Origin of the sequence: Pelagibacterium lentulum, assembly GCF_003992625.1 — a bacterium.
GTDB classification, from domain to species: domain Bacteria; phylum Pseudomonadota; class Alphaproteobacteria; order Rhizobiales; family Devosiaceae; genus Pelagibacterium; species Pelagibacterium lentulum.
Genome location: NZ_RZMW01000041.1, coordinates 321040 through 338690 on the forward strand (window position 1 = coordinate 321040; position 17651 = coordinate 338690).

The 17651-nt window shown below is 59.2% G+C and carries 12 protein-coding genes and 2 pseudogenes; 4 read left to right on the forward strand and 10 right to left on the reverse strand.

Going from position 1 to position 17651, the window contains the following annotated elements; translation table 11 throughout:
- Positions 1 to 8: 8 nt before the first annotated feature.
- From EO133_RS15150 to EO133_RS15185, 9 genes and pseudogenes are all read right to left on the reverse strand, one after another.
- On the reverse strand, positions 9 to 827 hold the full coding sequence (locus EO133_RS15150) for a sugar phosphate isomerase/epimerase family protein (protein WP_127073477.1): 819 nt from the start codon (positions 825 to 827) through the stop codon (positions 9 to 11).
- Positions 828 to 844: 17 nt separating this feature from the next.
- A complete protein-coding gene (locus EO133_RS15155; protein WP_127073478.1) occupies positions 845 to 1711 on the reverse strand; it encodes a carbohydrate ABC transporter permease in 867 nt (288 codons plus the stop codon).
- The gene (locus EO133_RS15160) at positions 1708 to 2580 is read right to left on the reverse strand and encodes a carbohydrate ABC transporter permease (protein WP_127073479.1); all 873 of its coding nucleotides are present in this window, start codon (positions 2578 to 2580) and stop codon (positions 1708 to 1710) included. Before EO133_RS15160 ends, EO133_RS15155 begins: the two co-directional genes overlap by 4 nt.
- A gap of 60 nt (positions 2581 to 2640) precedes the next feature.
- Positions 2641 to 3921: an ABC transporter substrate-binding protein gene (locus EO133_RS15165; RefSeq protein ID WP_127073480.1), complete on the reverse strand. Its 1281-nt coding sequence runs from the start codon at positions 3919 to 3921 to the stop codon at positions 2641 to 2643.
- Positions 3922 to 4491, reverse strand: a complete 570-nt coding sequence (locus EO133_RS20855) for an ABC transporter ATP-binding protein (protein ID WP_428372665.1) — start codon at positions 4489 to 4491, stop codon at positions 3922 to 3924.
- 45 nt (positions 4492 to 4536) lie between these two features.
- Positions 4537 to 4875 (reverse strand): annotated as a pseudogene (locus tag EO133_RS20860) (ATP-binding cassette domain-containing protein); the annotation flags it as partial.
- Between the two features lie 224 nt (positions 4876 to 5099).
- A complete protein-coding gene (locus EO133_RS15175) occupies positions 5100 to 6230 on the reverse strand; it encodes an ABC transporter permease (protein ID WP_127073482.1) in 1131 nt (376 codons plus the stop codon).
- Positions 6227 to 7447 (reverse strand): ABC transporter permease, encoded by a 1221-nt coding sequence (locus EO133_RS15180; protein ID WP_127073483.1) that lies wholly within the window; start codon positions 7445 to 7447, stop codon positions 6227 to 6229. The genes EO133_RS15175 and EO133_RS15180 overlap by 4 nt, the downstream gene beginning before the upstream one ends.
- A gap of 1 nt (position 7448) precedes the next feature.
- Positions 7449 to 8417, reverse strand: coding sequence for an HlyD family secretion protein (locus EO133_RS15185; protein WP_127073484.1), 969 nt, complete (start codon positions 8415 to 8417; stop codon positions 7449 to 7451).
- A gap of 130 nt (positions 8418 to 8547) precedes the next feature.
- Here EO133_RS15185 and EO133_RS15190 point away from each other — a divergent pair, with 130 nt between their 5' ends.
- Positions 8548 to 9153 carry a TetR/AcrR family transcriptional regulator gene (locus EO133_RS15190; protein ID WP_164735036.1) on the forward strand — a complete coding sequence of 202 codons (606 nt, stop codon included), beginning with the start codon at positions 8548 to 8550 and terminating at the stop codon, positions 9151 to 9153.
- A gap of 100 nt (positions 9154 to 9253) precedes the next feature.
- On the opposite strand, the gene EO133_RS15195 is transcribed toward EO133_RS15190, so the two are convergent.
- A complete protein-coding gene (locus tag EO133_RS15195) occupies positions 9254 to 9937 on the reverse strand; it encodes a pseudouridine synthase (protein WP_206513527.1) in 684 nt (227 codons plus the stop codon).
- Positions 9938 to 10200: 263 nt separating this feature from the next.
- Between EO133_RS15195 and EO133_RS20585 the strand changes: the two are divergent.
- The 3 genes and pseudogenes from EO133_RS20585 to EO133_RS15210 all read left to right on the forward strand — a co-directional run.
- Positions 10201 to 10519, forward strand: a pseudogene (locus EO133_RS20585) (transglycosylase SLT domain-containing protein); the annotation flags it as partial.
- Positions 10520 to 11237: 718 nt separating this feature from the next.
- Positions 11238 to 13136 (forward strand): autotransporter assembly complex protein TamA, encoded by a 1899-nt coding sequence (locus EO133_RS15205; protein WP_244640582.1) that lies wholly within the window; start codon positions 11238 to 11240, stop codon positions 13134 to 13136.
- A complete protein-coding gene (locus EO133_RS15210; RefSeq protein WP_127073487.1) occupies positions 13133 to 17482 on the forward strand; it encodes a translocation/assembly module TamB domain-containing protein in 4350 nt (1449 codons plus the stop codon). The genes EO133_RS15205 and EO133_RS15210 overlap by 4 nt, the downstream gene beginning before the upstream one ends.
- Positions 17483 to 17651: the final 169 nt, after the last annotated feature.

Below are 17651 nucleotides of genomic sequence, written 5' to 3' on the forward strand. Positions count from 1 at the left end.
AATAGCCGTTATCGAGCAAGACCAAGCGCTTCGAGACGTTTGACCGTCTGCGGCAACAGATGGTGCCGATCGCGCACCTCGAGGATCAAACGCGGCTTGGCATCGAGCCGCCCCAAAGCCGCAAAGACGGGAGCCCATGGGATATTGCCCTCGCCGGGGTGCCAGTGCCGGTCGGCATAGCCGTCGGCATCCTGCAAATGCACATGCCCTAAAAGATTGCCAGCCGCTGCGATGAAATCGACGACAGGCGGCGCATTATACCGGCCATAAGCCAGTTCGGCATGACCGGTATCGATCGAGACCTTGAGCGCGGGATGATCGATTTCGGCAACAAGATCGACACGAGTGGCCGGGTCCGTATCGTCGATATTTTCCAGCATCAGCACGCAGCCGATCTCTTTGGCCCGGTCGAGAACAGGCGCCAGGCATTCGGCACTGGCAGCGAACATATCTGAGCGAATCTTCGGGTAATTGGCGGCGTTGAGCACATGCCAATAGGTGAAGGGACTGTGGACCACCATATGGGTCGCGCCGAGCCTTTCAGCGATTTCGAGCCCCTTCAAGAATCGCTTCTGGACAATCGGACGGATGTCCCTGTCCGGATTTGAAATATCGAGACCGAAGAACGGACCGTGGATGCCGCGTTTACCCTTATGGCCATCGAGCGCTTTGCGGTAGCGCTCCACTAGCGGCCAGACATCCCCGGCAATGACCTCGGGCAAGGCAAAATCCTGAATTTCGACGGCGCGATCGACGTCAAATATCCAGTTCCTCAGGCCTTCGAGCGTATCAAAGGTCAGTGCCGTGCCCAGATATGGCAGGTCCATGTTTTTCCTATCCTTTATTATTTGATTCCGGCGCGCATAAAGCTTTGAACGAACTGGCGCTGAAACAGCAGAAAGCCGATCAGCAGCGGCGCCGATGTGAGAAGGGTCGCGGCATTGATGACCGACCATTCTGTGCCGCTATCGGTGGTGGCAAAAATCGAAAGCCCTACCGTCAGCGGGCGGGTTTCAACCGAGGAGGTGATGATCAGCGGCCAGATGAAATTGTTCCAGTGATGGGACACCGAAACCAGCCCGAAAGCGAGCATTGTCGGCTTTGCCAAAGGCACATAAACGCGCCACAGCAGACCCAGCAGACTGCAGCCCTCGACGCGAGCAGCCTCGTCCAGTTCTTTTGGCACGGTCTTGAAGGTCTGGCGCAATAGAAAGATGGCAAAGCCCGACGCAAAATAGGGAAGCCCGATGGCAAGGATCGTATCGACCAGCCCGAGCGCGCTCATGGTCGCGTAATTGCGCACCAGCAGGATGTCGGGCATCACCATCAATTGCAGCAGGACCAGCGCAAACAACACGTTCTTGCCGGGAAATTCGAGCCGCGCAAAGGCGAAGGCGGCAAGTGTGCACAGCACAAGCTGGGCATTGAGCACCATCGTGACCAGGGCGATGGTGTTGAGAAAATAGCGCGCGAAGGGCGCTGCATGCCAGACTCGGACGAAATTATCCAGCGTCAGCGGCGCAAACAGATCGAACCGGGTTTCATAGGCGGGCGGATGGAACGCCGTCCAGATGGCATAGGCCAGCGGCAATATCCAGATGAGCGCCAAAAGCCAAGCGCCACAGACAAATAGAATGCGATCGAACCGCAGGCCATTGGCGGATGCGGGTGCCGAAAGGGGCGCGGCGTTCTCAAAAGTACCCGCACTCATCTGTAATGCACCCGGCGGTCCAGCACGAAGAACTGACCGATGCCCACAAGCGCCAGAATGGCCACCATCACCACGGTCAAGGTCGCGGCATAGCCGGTATCCCAATAGCGGAAGCCTTGATCGTATATGTAATAGAGCAACAGCATGGAGGCGTTGTTGGGCCCCCCTTGGGTCATGACGAAAATATGGTCGACCATGCGGAAGGCGTTGATCGTTGCATTGACCGAGACGAACAAGGTCGTGGGCATGATGAGCGGCCAGGTCACGCGCCGGAAAAACGTCCAGGGCGATGTGCCTTCCAGTGCGGCCGCTTCACGCAGGCTGGGCGGAATGGTTTGCAGCGCGGCCAGATAAAAGATCATGAAAAGCCCCGCCTGGTTCCAGATGCTGACGGCAGTAACCGCATAGAGCGCAGTTGAAGGCTGACCGACCCAATTGACAGGCCCAAATCCGAAAAGCGCGCGCACCTGATCGAACAGACCAAAGCCGGGCAAATAGAAGAAAAGCCAGATATTGGCGACCGCGATCAGCGGCAATACGGTGGGGGTGAAATAGGCCATGCGCAAAAAGCTCAGCCCGGCAATGCGACGGTGCACGAAAAGCGCCATGACAAGCGCAAGAGCGATTGAGGCGGGAATGGTTATGGCTGCATAAATCGCATTGTTGACCATGGCCCGAATAAAGATCGGATCGGCAAAAAGGCGCTCATAATTGCCCAGCCCGATAAAGACCGATGGGCGGCGCCCACGCGGGGTCGACCAGAAACTGTCGATCAGGGTCTGGATTGCAGGCAGATGGGTAAAGCCGAACAGCAGCACAAGCGCTGGCAACAATAGCAACCAGGCGTAGATCCATTCACGTTTGATCATCGGGTGGCCAATCGAAAAACGAAAGAGGCGACCGGCAAACCGGCCGCCCCAATGCTGGCTTTAGCGGTAGGCGGCCAGAATGGCGTCAGCTTCGCGCTGAGCGTCAGCCATTGCCTGGGCCGGGGTTTTATCGCCTACAATGGCGGCCGCGATATTGTCGTTGAAGATCTGGGTTACGCGCGGACCTTCAAAGGTTGAAAACTCTGCAACCGCATATTCGAGCTGGTCGCGGGCGACAACCGCGCCCGGCACCTCCTGGGCATAAGCCTGCATCGCTTCGGTTTCCCAGGTGTCGGGACGTGGTGCGACGTAACCGGTCGCGATCGACCATTCGGCGGCCTGCTCGGGCGCGGTTGCCCATTTCACAAAGTCGATTGCGGCGCGGGTTTCTTCCTCGCCATGGCCCGAGAACAGATAGAAATTGCCCCCACCGGTAGGCGCACCGGGCTGGAGATTGGCTGGCAGCATGCCGACGCCGAAATCGAACGGTGCGTTGTTGCGGATGTTGGTGAGATTGCCCGTCGTGGTCCAGATGATGGCGCTTTCCCCATCCATGAAGGCACGCGGGGTTGCACCCCAGTCGAGAATGCCCGGCGCCATGATTTCATGTTCGGTTGTCAATGAAACCAGGTATTCAAGCGCTTCGACAACAGCGGGATCGTCGAGATAGACTTCGGTGCCAGCTTCATTGGCGAGGATATGGCCATTGGCTGCAACAAGGCCAGTAAAGAGCCAAGACGGAAAACCCGAGGAAGGGACGCGGACACCCCATTGGGTGACAGTGCCCGCATCGTCGCGAACGGTCAGCGCCTTACCCATTTCGACCATTTCTTCCCAGGTCGCTGGCGGGGTTTCCGGATCGAGCCCTGCAGCCTCGAACGCTTCTTTGTTCCAGTAGATCACAGGGGTCGAGCGCTGGAAGGGAATGCCCCAGGTCTTGCCTTCGGTCTGGCTGTTTTTCATGAAAGCGGGATAAAAGCCGCCAATCCACTCCTCGACTTCCTCGGCAGTCAGGTGATCGTCCCAGGCCTCGATAACGTCTTCATCGATCATGGTGAACATGTCGGTGGAGAGCAGAATGGCGAGCTGGGGCGCGTTACCGCCGCGCGCTGCCGTAATGGCGCGAGTCGTGGTGTCGGCGTAGCTTCCCGTATAGATGGCGTTGATGCTGATATCGGGATGTTCATCCATATAGGCTTGGGTCAAAGCCTCAATGGTTGCGGCTGCTTCCCCGCCCACTGCGACGGGAAAGTAGAATTCGAGATCGACAGCAAGCGCTGCCGACATGGAAAGAGCCAGCGCCGAGGCACCGAGCAGAGAGGATTTGAGCATGCGGATCATTTAGACCGTTTCCTTGATTGGTTTGGTGTGCGCGGGAGCGGTCATGCGTTGACCGTCTGGCCCGAACAGGTGGATGGCCGCATTGGGCCATGAGAGCTTGACCGCGCCGGAAGGCACAGCCTCACGCGCGGGCTGTCGCAAGGTCACAAGCGCCTCGCCAATGCGAGCGCTGACCAGGCGATCGGCGCCGAAATATTCGACATTTTCGATCTGCGCCGGATGCCCCTCTTTTGCGATCTCAATATCCTCGCACCGCACACCGACAAGCGATCCACCTGGCAGGTGCGCCCATTGCGCTATCAGGTCTGCGGGCAAGAGATTCATGGGCGGGGTGCCGATGAAGCGCGCGCAAAAGCTTGTTGCCGGGCGCATATAGAGCTCATCGGGCGCTGCGACCTGTTCGATCCTGCCGCCATTCATCACGACAATCTGGTCGGCCATGGTCATGGCTTCGACCTGGTCGTGGGTGACATAGACCATGGTCAATCCAAGCCGCTTTTGCAGCGCGCGGATTTCCACACGCATTTCGGCACGCAGTTTGGCATCGAGATTGGAAAGCGGTTCATCCATCAGACAGACCGGCTTTTCGGAAATGACGGCGCGGGCCAGAGCGACACGCTGCTGCTGACCACCTGAAAGCTGGCCAGGGCGACGATCAAGCAGGGCTTCAAGCCCCATCATTGTTGCAACGCGCATGAGCCGTTCGTTGCGCTGCTTGCGCGCGACCTTGCGCACCGAAAGCCCGAATACGACGTTTTCCGCAACGCTCAGATGCGGGAACAGCGCATAGGACTGAAACACCATCGACAGATTGCGCGCGGCAGGCGCGGTATGGGTAATATCGGCAGCCCCGAGCCGGATCGTACCAGCGGTCGGCATTTCGAGCCCCGCGATCAGGCGCAAAAGCGTCGACTTTCCGCAGCCGGATGGTCCGAGCAGAACGGTAAACCGGCCCGCCGGAATGGATAGCGAAACACCATCGAGCGCCTTGGTTTCAGCAAAGGATTTGCCCAGGCCATCGAGCTCTAGGGCCACGGCACTTTGGGCGGGTTTGTGCTCGAAGTTTGAAATCGCGTTCATGAGCGAGCCGATATTGGCTCAGCGCGACACTCAGGTGACGGTTTTTTGAAGTTTCGATGACCGCCCACAGACCTTTGCCTGTGGCGCACCGGTTGCGATCAGGTCCGCAATTTTTCCGGGCGGCGCGAAAGTGCCAGAGCCGTGACGCCATAAAGTGCGGCCAGCCCCCAAAGCAGCGCGGCCTTGTCTGCGATATCCTCCCATCCCGCGCCCATCTGGTTGACTTGAACAAGGCCGGGAATGGCCGTGGTGGACGGAACAAATTGCGCCAGCGTCACCAGCCAGCCGGGCAGCATTTCCAACGGCCAGGCAATGCCGGAAAGGAAAAACAGCGGCATTCCTATTGTGACCATGGTGAGGATGACGGCCTCGCGGGAAGGCATGAGGCTGGCGATAGTAAATCCAAGCATGGCAACCGAAATCAGAAACGGCAGGCCCAACGCAAAAAGCGGTACGAGATCGCCGATCCTGGGTAGTCCGAAAAAGGCCGGCAACAGCAACAGATAAAAGCAGAACCAGACGAGATAGAGCCCACTATAGGCAACAAGCCTTGCAACAAGCGCCGTACCGGGATCGCTGCGCCCCGAAAGTTTCCCCGCCCCGCCATTGAGCAAGCCGATGCCCATCAAAAGCGTTTGCTGCAGGATCAATATGACCGAAGCCGGCACGACATAACTTGCATATCCGCCCTGGGGATTGAAAAGCGCAACGGCGCTGATCGCCAAAGGCTGGCTTTGGGCAATGGCAGTATTTTTGTTTGTACCCGATGCCGCCATGCGGCCGATGGTAATTTCAGCGCCCAGCCCCCGTGCCGCCGTTGAGATCGCGGTCATGGTGGCATTGAACGGTAGGAAGTAGCTGGCATCGCCATAAGCGGCGATGGGCGCTTGCCGCCCGGCAAGCAGGTCCCGCTCGAAACCGGCCGGGATCACAACGATTGCCGTTACCTCTCGCGCCATCAGCATCTGGCGGGCCGTCGCCATGTCAGGCGCCTGGGCAGCGATCATCGTCGTGTCGGCGGCATCGATTCTAGCGCGCAACTGGCGGCTTGTCGGCGAATTGTCCAGATCGAGGGCGACGATGGGCATGTCGCGGATGGTTTCCCCTAGATAAGGCTGGGGATAAAAAATGCCATAGATCAAAACCGCGAGCACCATGATCGACAGCGCTCCGGTATTGGTAAAAATCTCGCGCAGAGCCATGCGCGTTTCAAGAGCAAGGCTTTTCATGCGGCCACCACCACCTGATCCGCCTGCCGGGACGCAGCGCGTTTTTTAAGGACGAGCACCAAAACCAGCAGAAATCCGAACAGCGCCGTCAATGCGCAAAGATACCCCAGCGCCGGCAGCGACGATTGCAAAGGCGCCGCGCGCAGCATCTGGTCCACGCGAATCTGCAAGTACCAGGTCAAGGGTAGAATGGCGCTCCAGCCATAGGCAAAGCCGTTCATTGCGACGCGCGGAAAGCTCACGCCTGCAAAGCCGAAGGCTGGCGCGGTGTAAAGACCGGCAAGCCCGAGCGCGCGCACCACATCGCCTGCAAGAACGGCAAAAAGCGCACCGGAAAATTGATAGGCCAGAACAAAGAGCAGACTAGCGCCCAGATAGAGCCAGCCATTGCCCATAAACGGAGTGCCGTAGATATGGACCAGAACGGCATCGCCCAGAAGCAATATGGTGGTGTAGGCAATGGTATAGGGTAGGAGTTTGCCGATCATTGCCGGGGCGATACCGCCTCCGAGCCTTTCGATCCGCCCCAGACCGCCTGCGATCTGCCGCTCGAGCGCAACGGTATAGACGGTGCTGGCCGCGATAAATATCTGCAGTGCGGCGGGCAGCAGGGCTGCAAGCAGGAAATGGATATAATCCAGTCCGGGATTAAAAAGCGGGCTTTGCTGGAGGGGAATGGGATTTGCCGCTTCGATTGCCCTGTGCCGTAGCTCGCCATGCGCCATGCGCGCAGATACGGCAATCGCGCTTGAAACGGTCGATGCGGCGGTCTGCATCGCGCGCGCCACAATGGAACCGGGGGTCATGAACTGGTTATTGTAGAAGATGACGATCTCGGGCTGTCGACCGGCGCGCGCATCGCGCTCGAGATTTGCCGGTATGAGCAGGGCGCCATAGGCGCTGCCATCGACAATAAGCGCGCGCGCCGAAGCCAGATCGTTGACCCGATAGGCCACCGCAACTTCCGGGGCGGCATCAATCTGACTGATAATCTGTCGCGAAATCGTCGTGCGGTCATGGTCGATGACCACGATGGGCAGATCGGCCGGCACCCCGCCACGAAAAATGGCCGCAAGGCAGAAGAAAACAAGAAGCGGAAAGACCAGAACCAGGAAAAGCAGTCCGGGACGGCGCATGATGCGGCGCACTTCGCGGCGAAACACCAGCATAAATCCGGGCGCGGGCCCTTTGCGCTGCTTTTGCACCGGCTCGGTCATATCACCACTCGACAATTGCGCTCATGCCGGGACGCAAGCCGTCGATATGCTCGACGGGCCGGGCGCGAACCTCAAAGGTACGCAGGTCGAAATCGCCCGTAGCCTTGGTGGCGCGCCAATTGGCGTAAGAGCCCAAGACATCGATGGCTGTAACCCTTGCTGCCAAAACCCTATCGTTCAATGCAGGAAGCCGGACGTTAAATTCATCGCCAATGGCCAACCCATCGAGAAGGTCTTCGCGCACATTAAACGTCATCCAGGCGTCATCGAGATTGATAATGGAAAGCAGCGGTGCCCCTGCTCCCGCCAGCCCGCCAATTTCGGCTACCCGGCTGGTTATCTCGCCGCCGATGGGCGCGTAAACGGTCAGCTCCGCCATATCGGTTTCGATCTGGTGAACGGCAGCCTGGGCCTGCTCGACCTGCGCGTCGGCAACGGCCCGCTCTTGGGGGCTGGCGCCATTGGTTGCCAGCGCCAGATTGGCCTCGGTCGCTTCCACGCCGGCCTGAGCAGCGGTCAACGAATTCTGTGCATTTTCCAGTTGCTGTTGGGAAGCCACCGAACGCTCGGTCAGGGCCGAAAGGCGCTCATAGGTCGCCTGGGCCAACACAAGATCGGCCTGCGCTTTTTCATATTCAGCGCGGCGCGCGGCAATGGCTTCGGGTCTGGTTGAGTGGATACGGTTTCGATCCGCCTGGGCCACGGCCAATTGGGCCTGGGCAGCCTGCAGGCCCGCAAGCAGTTGCGGACTATCAAGTTCAACCAGAAGATCGCCCGGCTCCACCCTTTGGCCCATATCCACGTGAATGGCCTTGACCTGACCGGCCGCGCGCGGCGCGATATCGACGCGGGTTGCCTCCACTTCGCCCTGAACGATAAGGGGCTGCGGCGCCTGGGCAGACCAGAGTGCAAAACCGGCAAGGCTCACAAGCGCAAGAAGGACCAAAACAGGCAGCAAACGCGTTTTCATCTTTCAACCCATGAAATTGTGCCAAGCGGCACTTACAAAAATATATATCGAGTGATATATAAATATCAGTTGATATGTGAAAGTCAACGACTGTAAGTGATCATGCAGTCAGACAGGCGAAATGACACCTATGAATCGGGAAGACAAAAAGCGACAGACCCGAGAGGCCCTGCTCCAGGCCGCACGGGCAGAGATCGTCGAACATGGGATCCCGGCTATTTCCATAAGGCGAATCTGTGAGCAGGCCGGCTTTACCCAAGGCGCTTTCTACGCGCATTTTGAAAACCGCAACGCGATGCTTGAAGCGGTGATGATCGCTCATATGCAGACATCGCTCTCTACTTTCGAGAAGATCATCGCACAGGAGGATCTCGATCTTGAGGATGCGCTGTCACTGCTGGCTGACTGGCTCAAATCAATAAAGGCGCAACCCGAAGCCACCATGCTGACGCTGGAATTGCAGATGCAGGCGCATCGCGATGTCGCTTTTGCAAAAACCTATAGCCGGTTGCGTACCGACCAGCATGCGGTCGTTGCGGAAGGGTTGGCCCAACTGTTGGAACGCCACAATCTTGCCGCCAAAGTATCACCGCGGGAAATGGCGATTGGATTTTCTGCGCTCTGGTCGGGATTTGCACTTCAGGGCAGCGACCCTCACAATCCATCCATTGATGGGCTTTTGCTTACCTTTACCAAAGCGCTGATCGGGCCCGCGGAAAAAGCTGGCAAGGCTTAGAATTTCCCTCAAAGCTACATTAACGCATCGGGCTTTGGCGGGCTCTGTGAAAGTTGATGTACGCTAGTCGGGCACTTGAGGCACGAACCTCAAAGCAGCTTTAAAACGGCACCGGCGCCACAAAAGTCACGTATTCCCCGCCGGTTGGATGGCGGAAAGTCAGCTCGCCTGCGTGAAGCTGCAATCTGTCCGCTGCCTTCAGCGCATCGCCAGTGGCATAAAATTCGTCCCCCAGAATCGGGTGCCCGATTTCGCACATATGGACGCGCAATTGGTGCGTGCGCCCGGTAATCGGGGTCAACTTGAGCCGTGTTACGCCATTTTCAATCCCGATCACCTGCCAGCGGCTTTGCGAGGGGCGGCCACGGTGGTAATCGACGCGCTGGCGGGGCTTGTTTTCCCAATCGGTTGCCAGCGGCAGATCGACAACCCCCTCCGCCCGATCCATTTCGCCCCAGACGCGGGCATAATAGGTTTTCGCGGTCAGTCGCTTTTCAAACTGGGTGCCGATATGGCCATGGGCCGCCTTGTGTTTGGCCATGACGATCAGGCCCGAGGTATCCTTGTCGAGCCGATGGATGGTCCCGGCGCCGGGAAACCGCGCCAGAACGCGGGTCTGAAGGCTATCGGCAAGCGCCGGGTCCTTGCCCGGCACACTGAGCAGGCCCGAGGGTTTGTCGAGCACGATAATGTCTTGATCATCATGCAGAATCGTCAGCCACGGATCGGTTGGCGGATTATAAACGAAACTCTTAGGCATCGGATTGAGGGCTGGCGCGATCATGGAAAATGACTTACCACGCGCCAACAGCAACAAAAAGACGGCATTTGGCCGTTTTTTTGCCATATCCCTTGGGCCAATTATCACGTAGCTGTGAGGGACGACTCAATGGGCTGGTCGTCATTGCCCTTCTCTGGAGCGCAAAAGCCATGATTGCAAAACGGCTAATGGCCATCTTTGCCGCTATCGTGCTGGGGATGAGTGCGCCTGTGGCCAAGGCAGGCGACGAACGTGCCTATATCGAACTGCTAATCCAGTATTATGCGCAATATTACGACGTCCCGGTCGAGTTGGTGCGCCGCGTCGTTCAGCGTGAAAGCACGTTCAATCCGCGCGCGCGCAATGGACCATATTGGGGCTTGATGCAGATTCTGCCTGCCACAGCCCGTACAATGGGCTTTACCGGCAAGCCCGAGGATCTGCTCGATCCGGAAACCAATCTGATCTATGCGGTCAAGTATCTGCGCGGCGCCTATTTGGTCGCCGGAGGCAATCATGATCGGGCCGTCCGCCATTATGCTGCCGGCTATTATTATCATGCGCGCGACAAGGGCCTTCTGGAAGAAACCGGCCTGCGCCCAGGTCCCAGAACGCCGGTGGCTCCGACCCCGCCCACGCAGGGCGGCGCAAGCATGGTCGCGGTCGCTTCACCACCTCCGCCGCCGCCTCCTTTACCGGTCGGCGAACAATTTACCGCACCGGTTGTAGCCTCTGTTGCCCATGCACCACAGCCAGAGCCAGAAATACCCGCTCAAGCAGAACCTGTCGTTGTTGCAGCGCTCGGATTTCTTCCGCCCCAGCGACCGCAGAATCTCAATGCCCCCGAGGCCAACCATTCCGGGCTTGCGGCCATTGCCCGAGCCGCAGAACCTGCGCCCGAGGCTGAGCCCGTCCTTTCAGCCATGGCGGTCGAGGAATTCAACCAAGCCCCTGATCTTATTGGTGAATTGGGTTTTGGCCTGGAGATGGCCTCTGCCTATTTTGCCGCCCCGCAGACCGGACTGGCACGTATCGAGGGCGATATTTTCGAGGCAACCTTTTCGATGCTCGACGGGCTCGATGCAGTCATCGCCCGCTCGGCCCTTGCCGCGGGAGATGACGGCTTTGTCCCGCCTGCCCGCCCGGAAAATTTATAAGGGCGGGGGTGCCCGATTTCTGACTCTGTGGTAGCATTTTATCAAAATGGCGGCGATTAAGTGATTGTGTCGGCCCCGTTCCATGGCGGGCCGGTCATCGTGATAGCAAGTTTGCGCTTTGCGATGGGGCCAACCGGATGGATTGAGTAAGGGACTGCGTACCGACCGTGTTGCTCAAAACCCGAAATCTGCTGGCAGGCGTAGCGCTTTGCCTTCTTGCCACACCAGTCGCCGGGTTCGAGCTTTTCGGCATTCAGTTTTTCGGTGGCAGCGCCCAGGAAGACGCCGAAGCGATCATAGCCGATCCGCGCACCTATAATCTCAGTTTTGAAACCGCCGCCGACGAGCAGCTCGACACCGCTTTGCGGTCGGCATCCAACCTTTGGGGTGACAGGGAAGCGCCAGCATCGGGAGTTCCAGGGCTTTTGGCCAAGGCTCGCGGCGACTACGGCCGCTTGATCGCGGCGCTTTACAATCAGGGCTATTATGGCGGATCGGTGTCGATCCGTGTCGAGGGCCGCGAAGCGAGTACGCTGGCGCCGGACACGAACCTTCCCGAGCCAGCCAATATTGCCGTTATGGTCAATCCCGGTCCGCAATTCAGATTTGGCGCTCTTGATGTTGCCAATCGCGCGCCCGCAGACCCGACCGATGATCGAATGGCTGACCTTGAAGATCTTGGCTTCCAGCCCGGTTTTGTGGCGCGGGCAACCGTTATCACCCGCGCCGAGCAGGCCCTTATCGAGGACTGGCGGCGGCGCGGCTATCCCAAGGCGCAGGTGGCCCGGCGCGATGTCGTGGCCGACCATCGCACCAATGCGCTTGACGTGACCATTGCCATCGATCCCGGTGCTTATGCAGTGATCGGCGATATAGGGGTTTCGGGCGCCCAGAATATGGACCCCGATTTCATCGTCCGGCAGACCGGATTGCAGCCGGGCCAACAATATCATCCCGACGACATTGCGCTGGCGCGCAGCAGATTGGCCCGGCTCGACGTTTTCCGGTCCCTGCGGCTAGAGCAGGCCGAGGCGGTGCGTGCCGATGGCACGCTGCCCTATACGATCTTTGTCCAGGAACAGGCCCTGCGCCGCTTTGGCGTCGGCGCCACGCTTTCAACCCTTGACGGGCTAGGCGTTGAGGGCTTCTGGCTGCACCGCAATCTTTTCGGCCAGGCCGAAAGGCTGCGGGTCGATGCCAAAGTTGCCGGTATCGGCTTTCCGGTCGAGACCGAGGAATTTGACTATGCCTTTGGCGGCACCTTCACTAAACCCGGCATTTTGACTCCAGACACCGATTTGATCGCGCGGGTCTATGGGCAACGCTCGGTACTGCCGCTTTATGAGGAAACGACAATCGGCGGCCAGATCGGGCTGAGCCATCTTTTCACTGACACGATCACCACCGAAGGCGGTTTTAGGGCCGAACATTCCTACTTCGTCGACGACCAATTCGGCGAACGCAACTTCACGACCGCCGGGCTTTATGGCTCGGCAAGTTTCGATACTCGCGATTCCCAACTCGATCCGACCGAAGGCTTTTTCCTATCTGGCTCGATCGATCCGGTTTACGAATTCGAATATAGTAATGCCATTGTCCGCGCGACCCTTGAGGGGCGTACCTATTTCGGTTTTGGCGAAGACAATAACGTCGTGCTCGCGGCTCGCGTCAAGGCAGGGGCCGTGGCCGGCCCAGCGCTTTCCGATATTCCGCCATCCATGCTGTTTTTTGCCGGCGGCGGCGGTTCGGTGCGCGGCTATGGTTTCCGTTCCATCGGTGTCGATGACGGTATGGGCGGGATAACGGGGGGCCTTTACCTGCTCGAAGCCTCGGCAGAAGCGCGGGTGCGGATCAACGAGACGTTCGGTGCCGTGGGCTTTATCGATGGCGGGTATGTCGCTGCCGATACCTTCCCTGATCTTGAAGACCTACGGCTCGGTGCTGGTATCGGGCTGCGCTATTATACGGTTCTGGGACCGTTGCGGCTTGACGTAGCCGTGCCGCTCAACAAGCGGGACGATGACGGCGACTACGCCCTTTATGTAGGAATAGGACAAGCGTTTTGAGACGCCTTACTGCCATAATCTTCGGGCTTTTCATTGTCGCAGCCGCCCCTGTTGCCGCACAGGAGAATGCGGGCGAGAGCCTTATGGAAACGCTTGCCCGCGCGGCCACGCTCAACGAGGAAGAGCAGCGCTCGCGGCTTGTCGGCTTTGTCGAAGACCAGATTTCGACCCCCGACCGGCAGATCCGGCTGACACGTATCGAAGGCGCGCTGTCGTCCAATGCCTCGATCGGACAGATCACAATTTCCGATACCGAGGGCATCTGGCTGGTCATTGAAAATGCTCAGATCAACTGGAATCAGGGCGCCCTGATTTTCGGGCGGCTGGAAATCCGCTCGCTTGCGGCCGATTCCATCGCCTATATCCGCAATCCGATTTCCACAGAGCCGCCGGTACCGGCCTCGCCTGAAGCCGGAGGCTTTCAGGTTCCCGAATTACCCGTCGCCGTTATTCTGGAAAGCCTTTCGGTTCCTAACGTCTCGTTTGGTGAACAAGTGTTCGGGCTTGGTTCTGAAATCTCCATCGCCGGTTCGATGGTGCTTGATGGCGGGGCCATCGACGCCAATCTGGAAATCGAACGGCTCGACGGGCCGGGCGGCACGCTCGATCTGGGGTTGATCTACTCCAATGAGACTCGCGAGATCGATCTCAATCTGGAATTGATCGAACCCGAAGACGGGATCGTTGCCAATCTTCTCAATATTGAGGGGCGGCCGGAAATCGCGCTGGGACTGTCGGGTGCGGGCCTTATAGACGATCTTGGTATCGACCTGTTACTCGACGCTGACGGCAATCGCATCCTTACCGGCCAGGGCACACTGAATGAAACGAGCGCAGGTCTTGCGATCGGCGCCGATCTTGGCGGCCCGATCGCGACAATCCTGCCGTCTGTCTATCGCGATTTTTTCGGTGAGAACACCGCCCTCGCAGTCGCATTGCTGTTGCGCAACGAAGGCGGGTTCGAGCTTGCCGATCTTACGCTTTCGGGCGGACAGCTTTCGCTCAATGCCAGCGCCAGCACCACAAGCGACGGCTTTTTGAACCGGCTTTCGCTTGCAGGTGAAATCAGCGACCGGGCGGGGGAAACCGTGATTTTGCCCGTGCCTGGCGCCTCCACCCGCATCGAGCGGGCGCGCTTTGATGTGCAATACGGGCAGCAAGGCAGCGAGGACTGGACCGGTTCGGTCCAGGCGCTCAATTTCTCGACACCGGAATTTTCCGCCGAACGGTTGGCGATCAATGCGTCGGGCATTGCCGCCAATCTCGATGATCCTGCCACACGCCGGATCACGTTCAATGCCGATGGTACGCTCGATGGCGTCGATGCTGCCTCTGACGAAATCGCACAAGCGCTTGGCACTTCAATCGGGCTGGGCGTTGCCGGGCTCTGGCAAGCGGGCGAACCGATCCAGCTGGCCCAGCTTCGCATACTCGGACAGGCACTTAGCCTCGATGTTTCAGGCCAGATCGCGGACAACATCTTTGACGGTGACATTGCGCTGCAAACGGGGTCCCTTGCACCTTTCTCCGGCCTTGCAGGGCGCGATCTTTCAGGCGCCATTTCGCTTCTGGCAACGGGTATTGTCTCGCCCCTGACCGGCGGTTTCGACGTCGTACTTGACGGGTCGGCAGACAATCTTGCCATAAACGATGACATTGCCGACCGTCTGCTTGAAGGCACGGCCCGGCTTGAAGGCCGGGTCGCACGGACCGAGAACGGGCTGGAAGCGACCGGCTTTTCGATTTCCAACCAGCAGATCGAACTGATGGCCAACGGGATTTACGCCACCGGCGCCGCCGATTTCCGTTTCGATCTTGCGCTTGCCGATCTGGGTCTGATCGACACGCAAATGAGCGGGGCGCTTTCAGCGTCGGGTACAGCGCTTGGCAGCGAAGGCACGCTCCATCTCGATTCGCAGATCACCATTCCTCAGGCCCGGCTTGCCGATCGCAGCTTGAGCGAAGCGGTGATCGGATTTGAAGGAACGAGCACTGCCGACGGGCTTTCGGGCGCGGTTTCCGGCACTGGTTTTCTTGATGGTTTCCGCATTGCTCTGGGCACCGATCTTGACGTCACAAGCGAGCGCACGCGCCTCGAAGCGATCCGCTTTGACGCGCCGGGCGCCCAGCTTACCGGCGCCCTGACGATCCTTGCCAATGGATTGATTGATGGACAGTTGTCGCTCGATGCGCCCAATATCGAAACGGCCGCTGCCCTCGCCCTGGTTGATGCGAGCGGGGCGATCCATGCTCAAATCGCGCTTTCGAGCGGCAATGACATGCAATCGGCCCAGATCGAAGCCCGGCTGGCGGATGTGCGGATCGACGATATCGTAATCGGTTCGGCCAGCACCAATGCCCGGATCAACGATCTGTTGGGCGTCCCGGTTATTGAGGGTAATGTTTCAGGCGAGCGGATTTCAGCGGCCGGGATCGATATCGATACGCTCGCGCTGACGGCCACATCGCGCCAGCAGACCACCCAATTTGAAGGCAGTGCTTCGCTTGCCACCGGTGCCGACATTGCCCTTGCCGGTGCGCTTTCGCCAATCGAAGGCGGCTATCGGGTCGGACTGGATCGGTTCACGATTGCCCAGGATGCTATTTCGGCGCGCCTCGTCGCGCCCACAACGCTGACCGTTATCGACGAGAATGTCGAATTTTCAGGCGTCGAGCTGGCAGTCGGGGAGGGAAGGATCACTGCGACCGGCACGGCAGGACAAAATCTCGATGTCGCGCTCGATGTAACCGGGCTGCCGCTTTCCATTGCCAACACAATCGCGCCAGACCTGGGGCTTGCCGGTACGGTCAATGCCACAGCCCAGATCAGCGGTCCGGCAACTGATCCCGACGTGCAGTTCACTGTTCAAGGCGCGGGGCTGAACGCAGCAGCGATCGGTGAATTTGGTGTCGCGCCGCTCTCGGTCAATGCGCAGGGCCGGTTTACCAACAACACCGTTACCCTTGCAAGCGCCCAGATCACTGGCCAGCAGGGCCTCACCGCCAATGCGCAGGGCACCATCGGCCTCGATGGCGGCGGGCTTGACCTGTCGGTCACGGCCAATGCCCCATTATTGCTTGCCAACCAGTTCGTAGCCGATCGCGGCGCCCAGATTTCGGGCACGGCTTCGCTCGATGCCCGGATCACCGGCCAGCTTGACGACCCTCAATTTGCGGGTACGGTCGCGGTCGCCAGTGGCGATTATATCGATCCCGAACTCGCAATCCGGTTACAGCAGATCACCGGCACGGGCACGCTGTCTGCCAACCAGCTTGTGATCAGTTCCCTGACCGGGCAATTGGCAACAGGCGGGTCGATAGCTGTATCGGGGACGGTGGGTCTCGATGCGCCCAATTTCACCTCCAATGTCCAGATCGCGCTCAATAATGCTCGCTATGCGGATGGCAACCTGCTCGTCGCAACGCTTAATGGCGGGCTGAACCTGACCGGCCCAATCGGCGCGGGCGGGCAATTGTCGGGCACGATCAACATCGCGCGGGCCGACATAACGGTACCCGACGCCGTTGGCGGACCGGGTGGGGTCATCGATGTCGATCACCGCTTTCCACCGCAGGACGTCGCTGCCACGCTTGCCCGTGCACAAATCGACCAGCGTGCGGCAACCGCGGCGCGAACGGCCCAAACACCGCTGACACTCAACATCGCCATCAATGCGCCAAACCAGATCTTCATTCGCGGGCGCGGTCTCGATGCCGAGGTGGGCGGTAGCGTGCAGATCACTGGCCCGATCGACGATTTGCGACCGGTGGGCGGGTTCGAGCTCATTCGCGGGCGGCTGTCCATTCTGGGCCAGCGGATCGATTTTGAATCCGGCATGGTGACGTTGATCGGCGATCTCGATCCGTTTATCGATCTTGTGGCCCGCACGTCGGGCGAAGGCATCATCGTTTTCGTCACGATTACGGGCCGGGCCTCTGCCCCCCAGATCGGGTTCTCGTCCGAGCCCATGCTGCCCGAAGACGAAGTCCTTGCGCGTTTGCTGTTTAACCGGGGAGTGGGCGAACTCTCCCCGCTCCAGCTTGCCCAATTGGCCGCTGCAGCAGCGGAGTTGGCAGGGGGCGGAGGCAACAATTCCCTGCTCAATTCCTTACGGCAGGCCACAGGCCTTGACGATCTCGACATCATTACCGATGACGATGGCAATGCGGCGGTAAGGGCTGGCCGGTATATCGACGACAATATCTATCTGGGCGTTGAGGCCGGCGCATCGGGACAATCGAGGGTGACGATCGATCTCGACATCACCGACAACCTGCGCGCGCGCGGAGCGACAGGGACCGACGGGGACTCTTCGCTCGGCATCTTTTACGAGATGGACTATTAAAAGGCCCGATACCGCTTTTCGAAAAGCCCCTGTTGGCCTATTGGCGGGGGACGCCGGCATGCAAGGGAAGGGCGTCACATCAGTCAGGACCGGGTGGCGCCTTTAGATGCCGGCCCTTTGGCAGATCGCTCCGCTTGAAAGAAGGGCGTCGCCCTGATCTGAATGACCG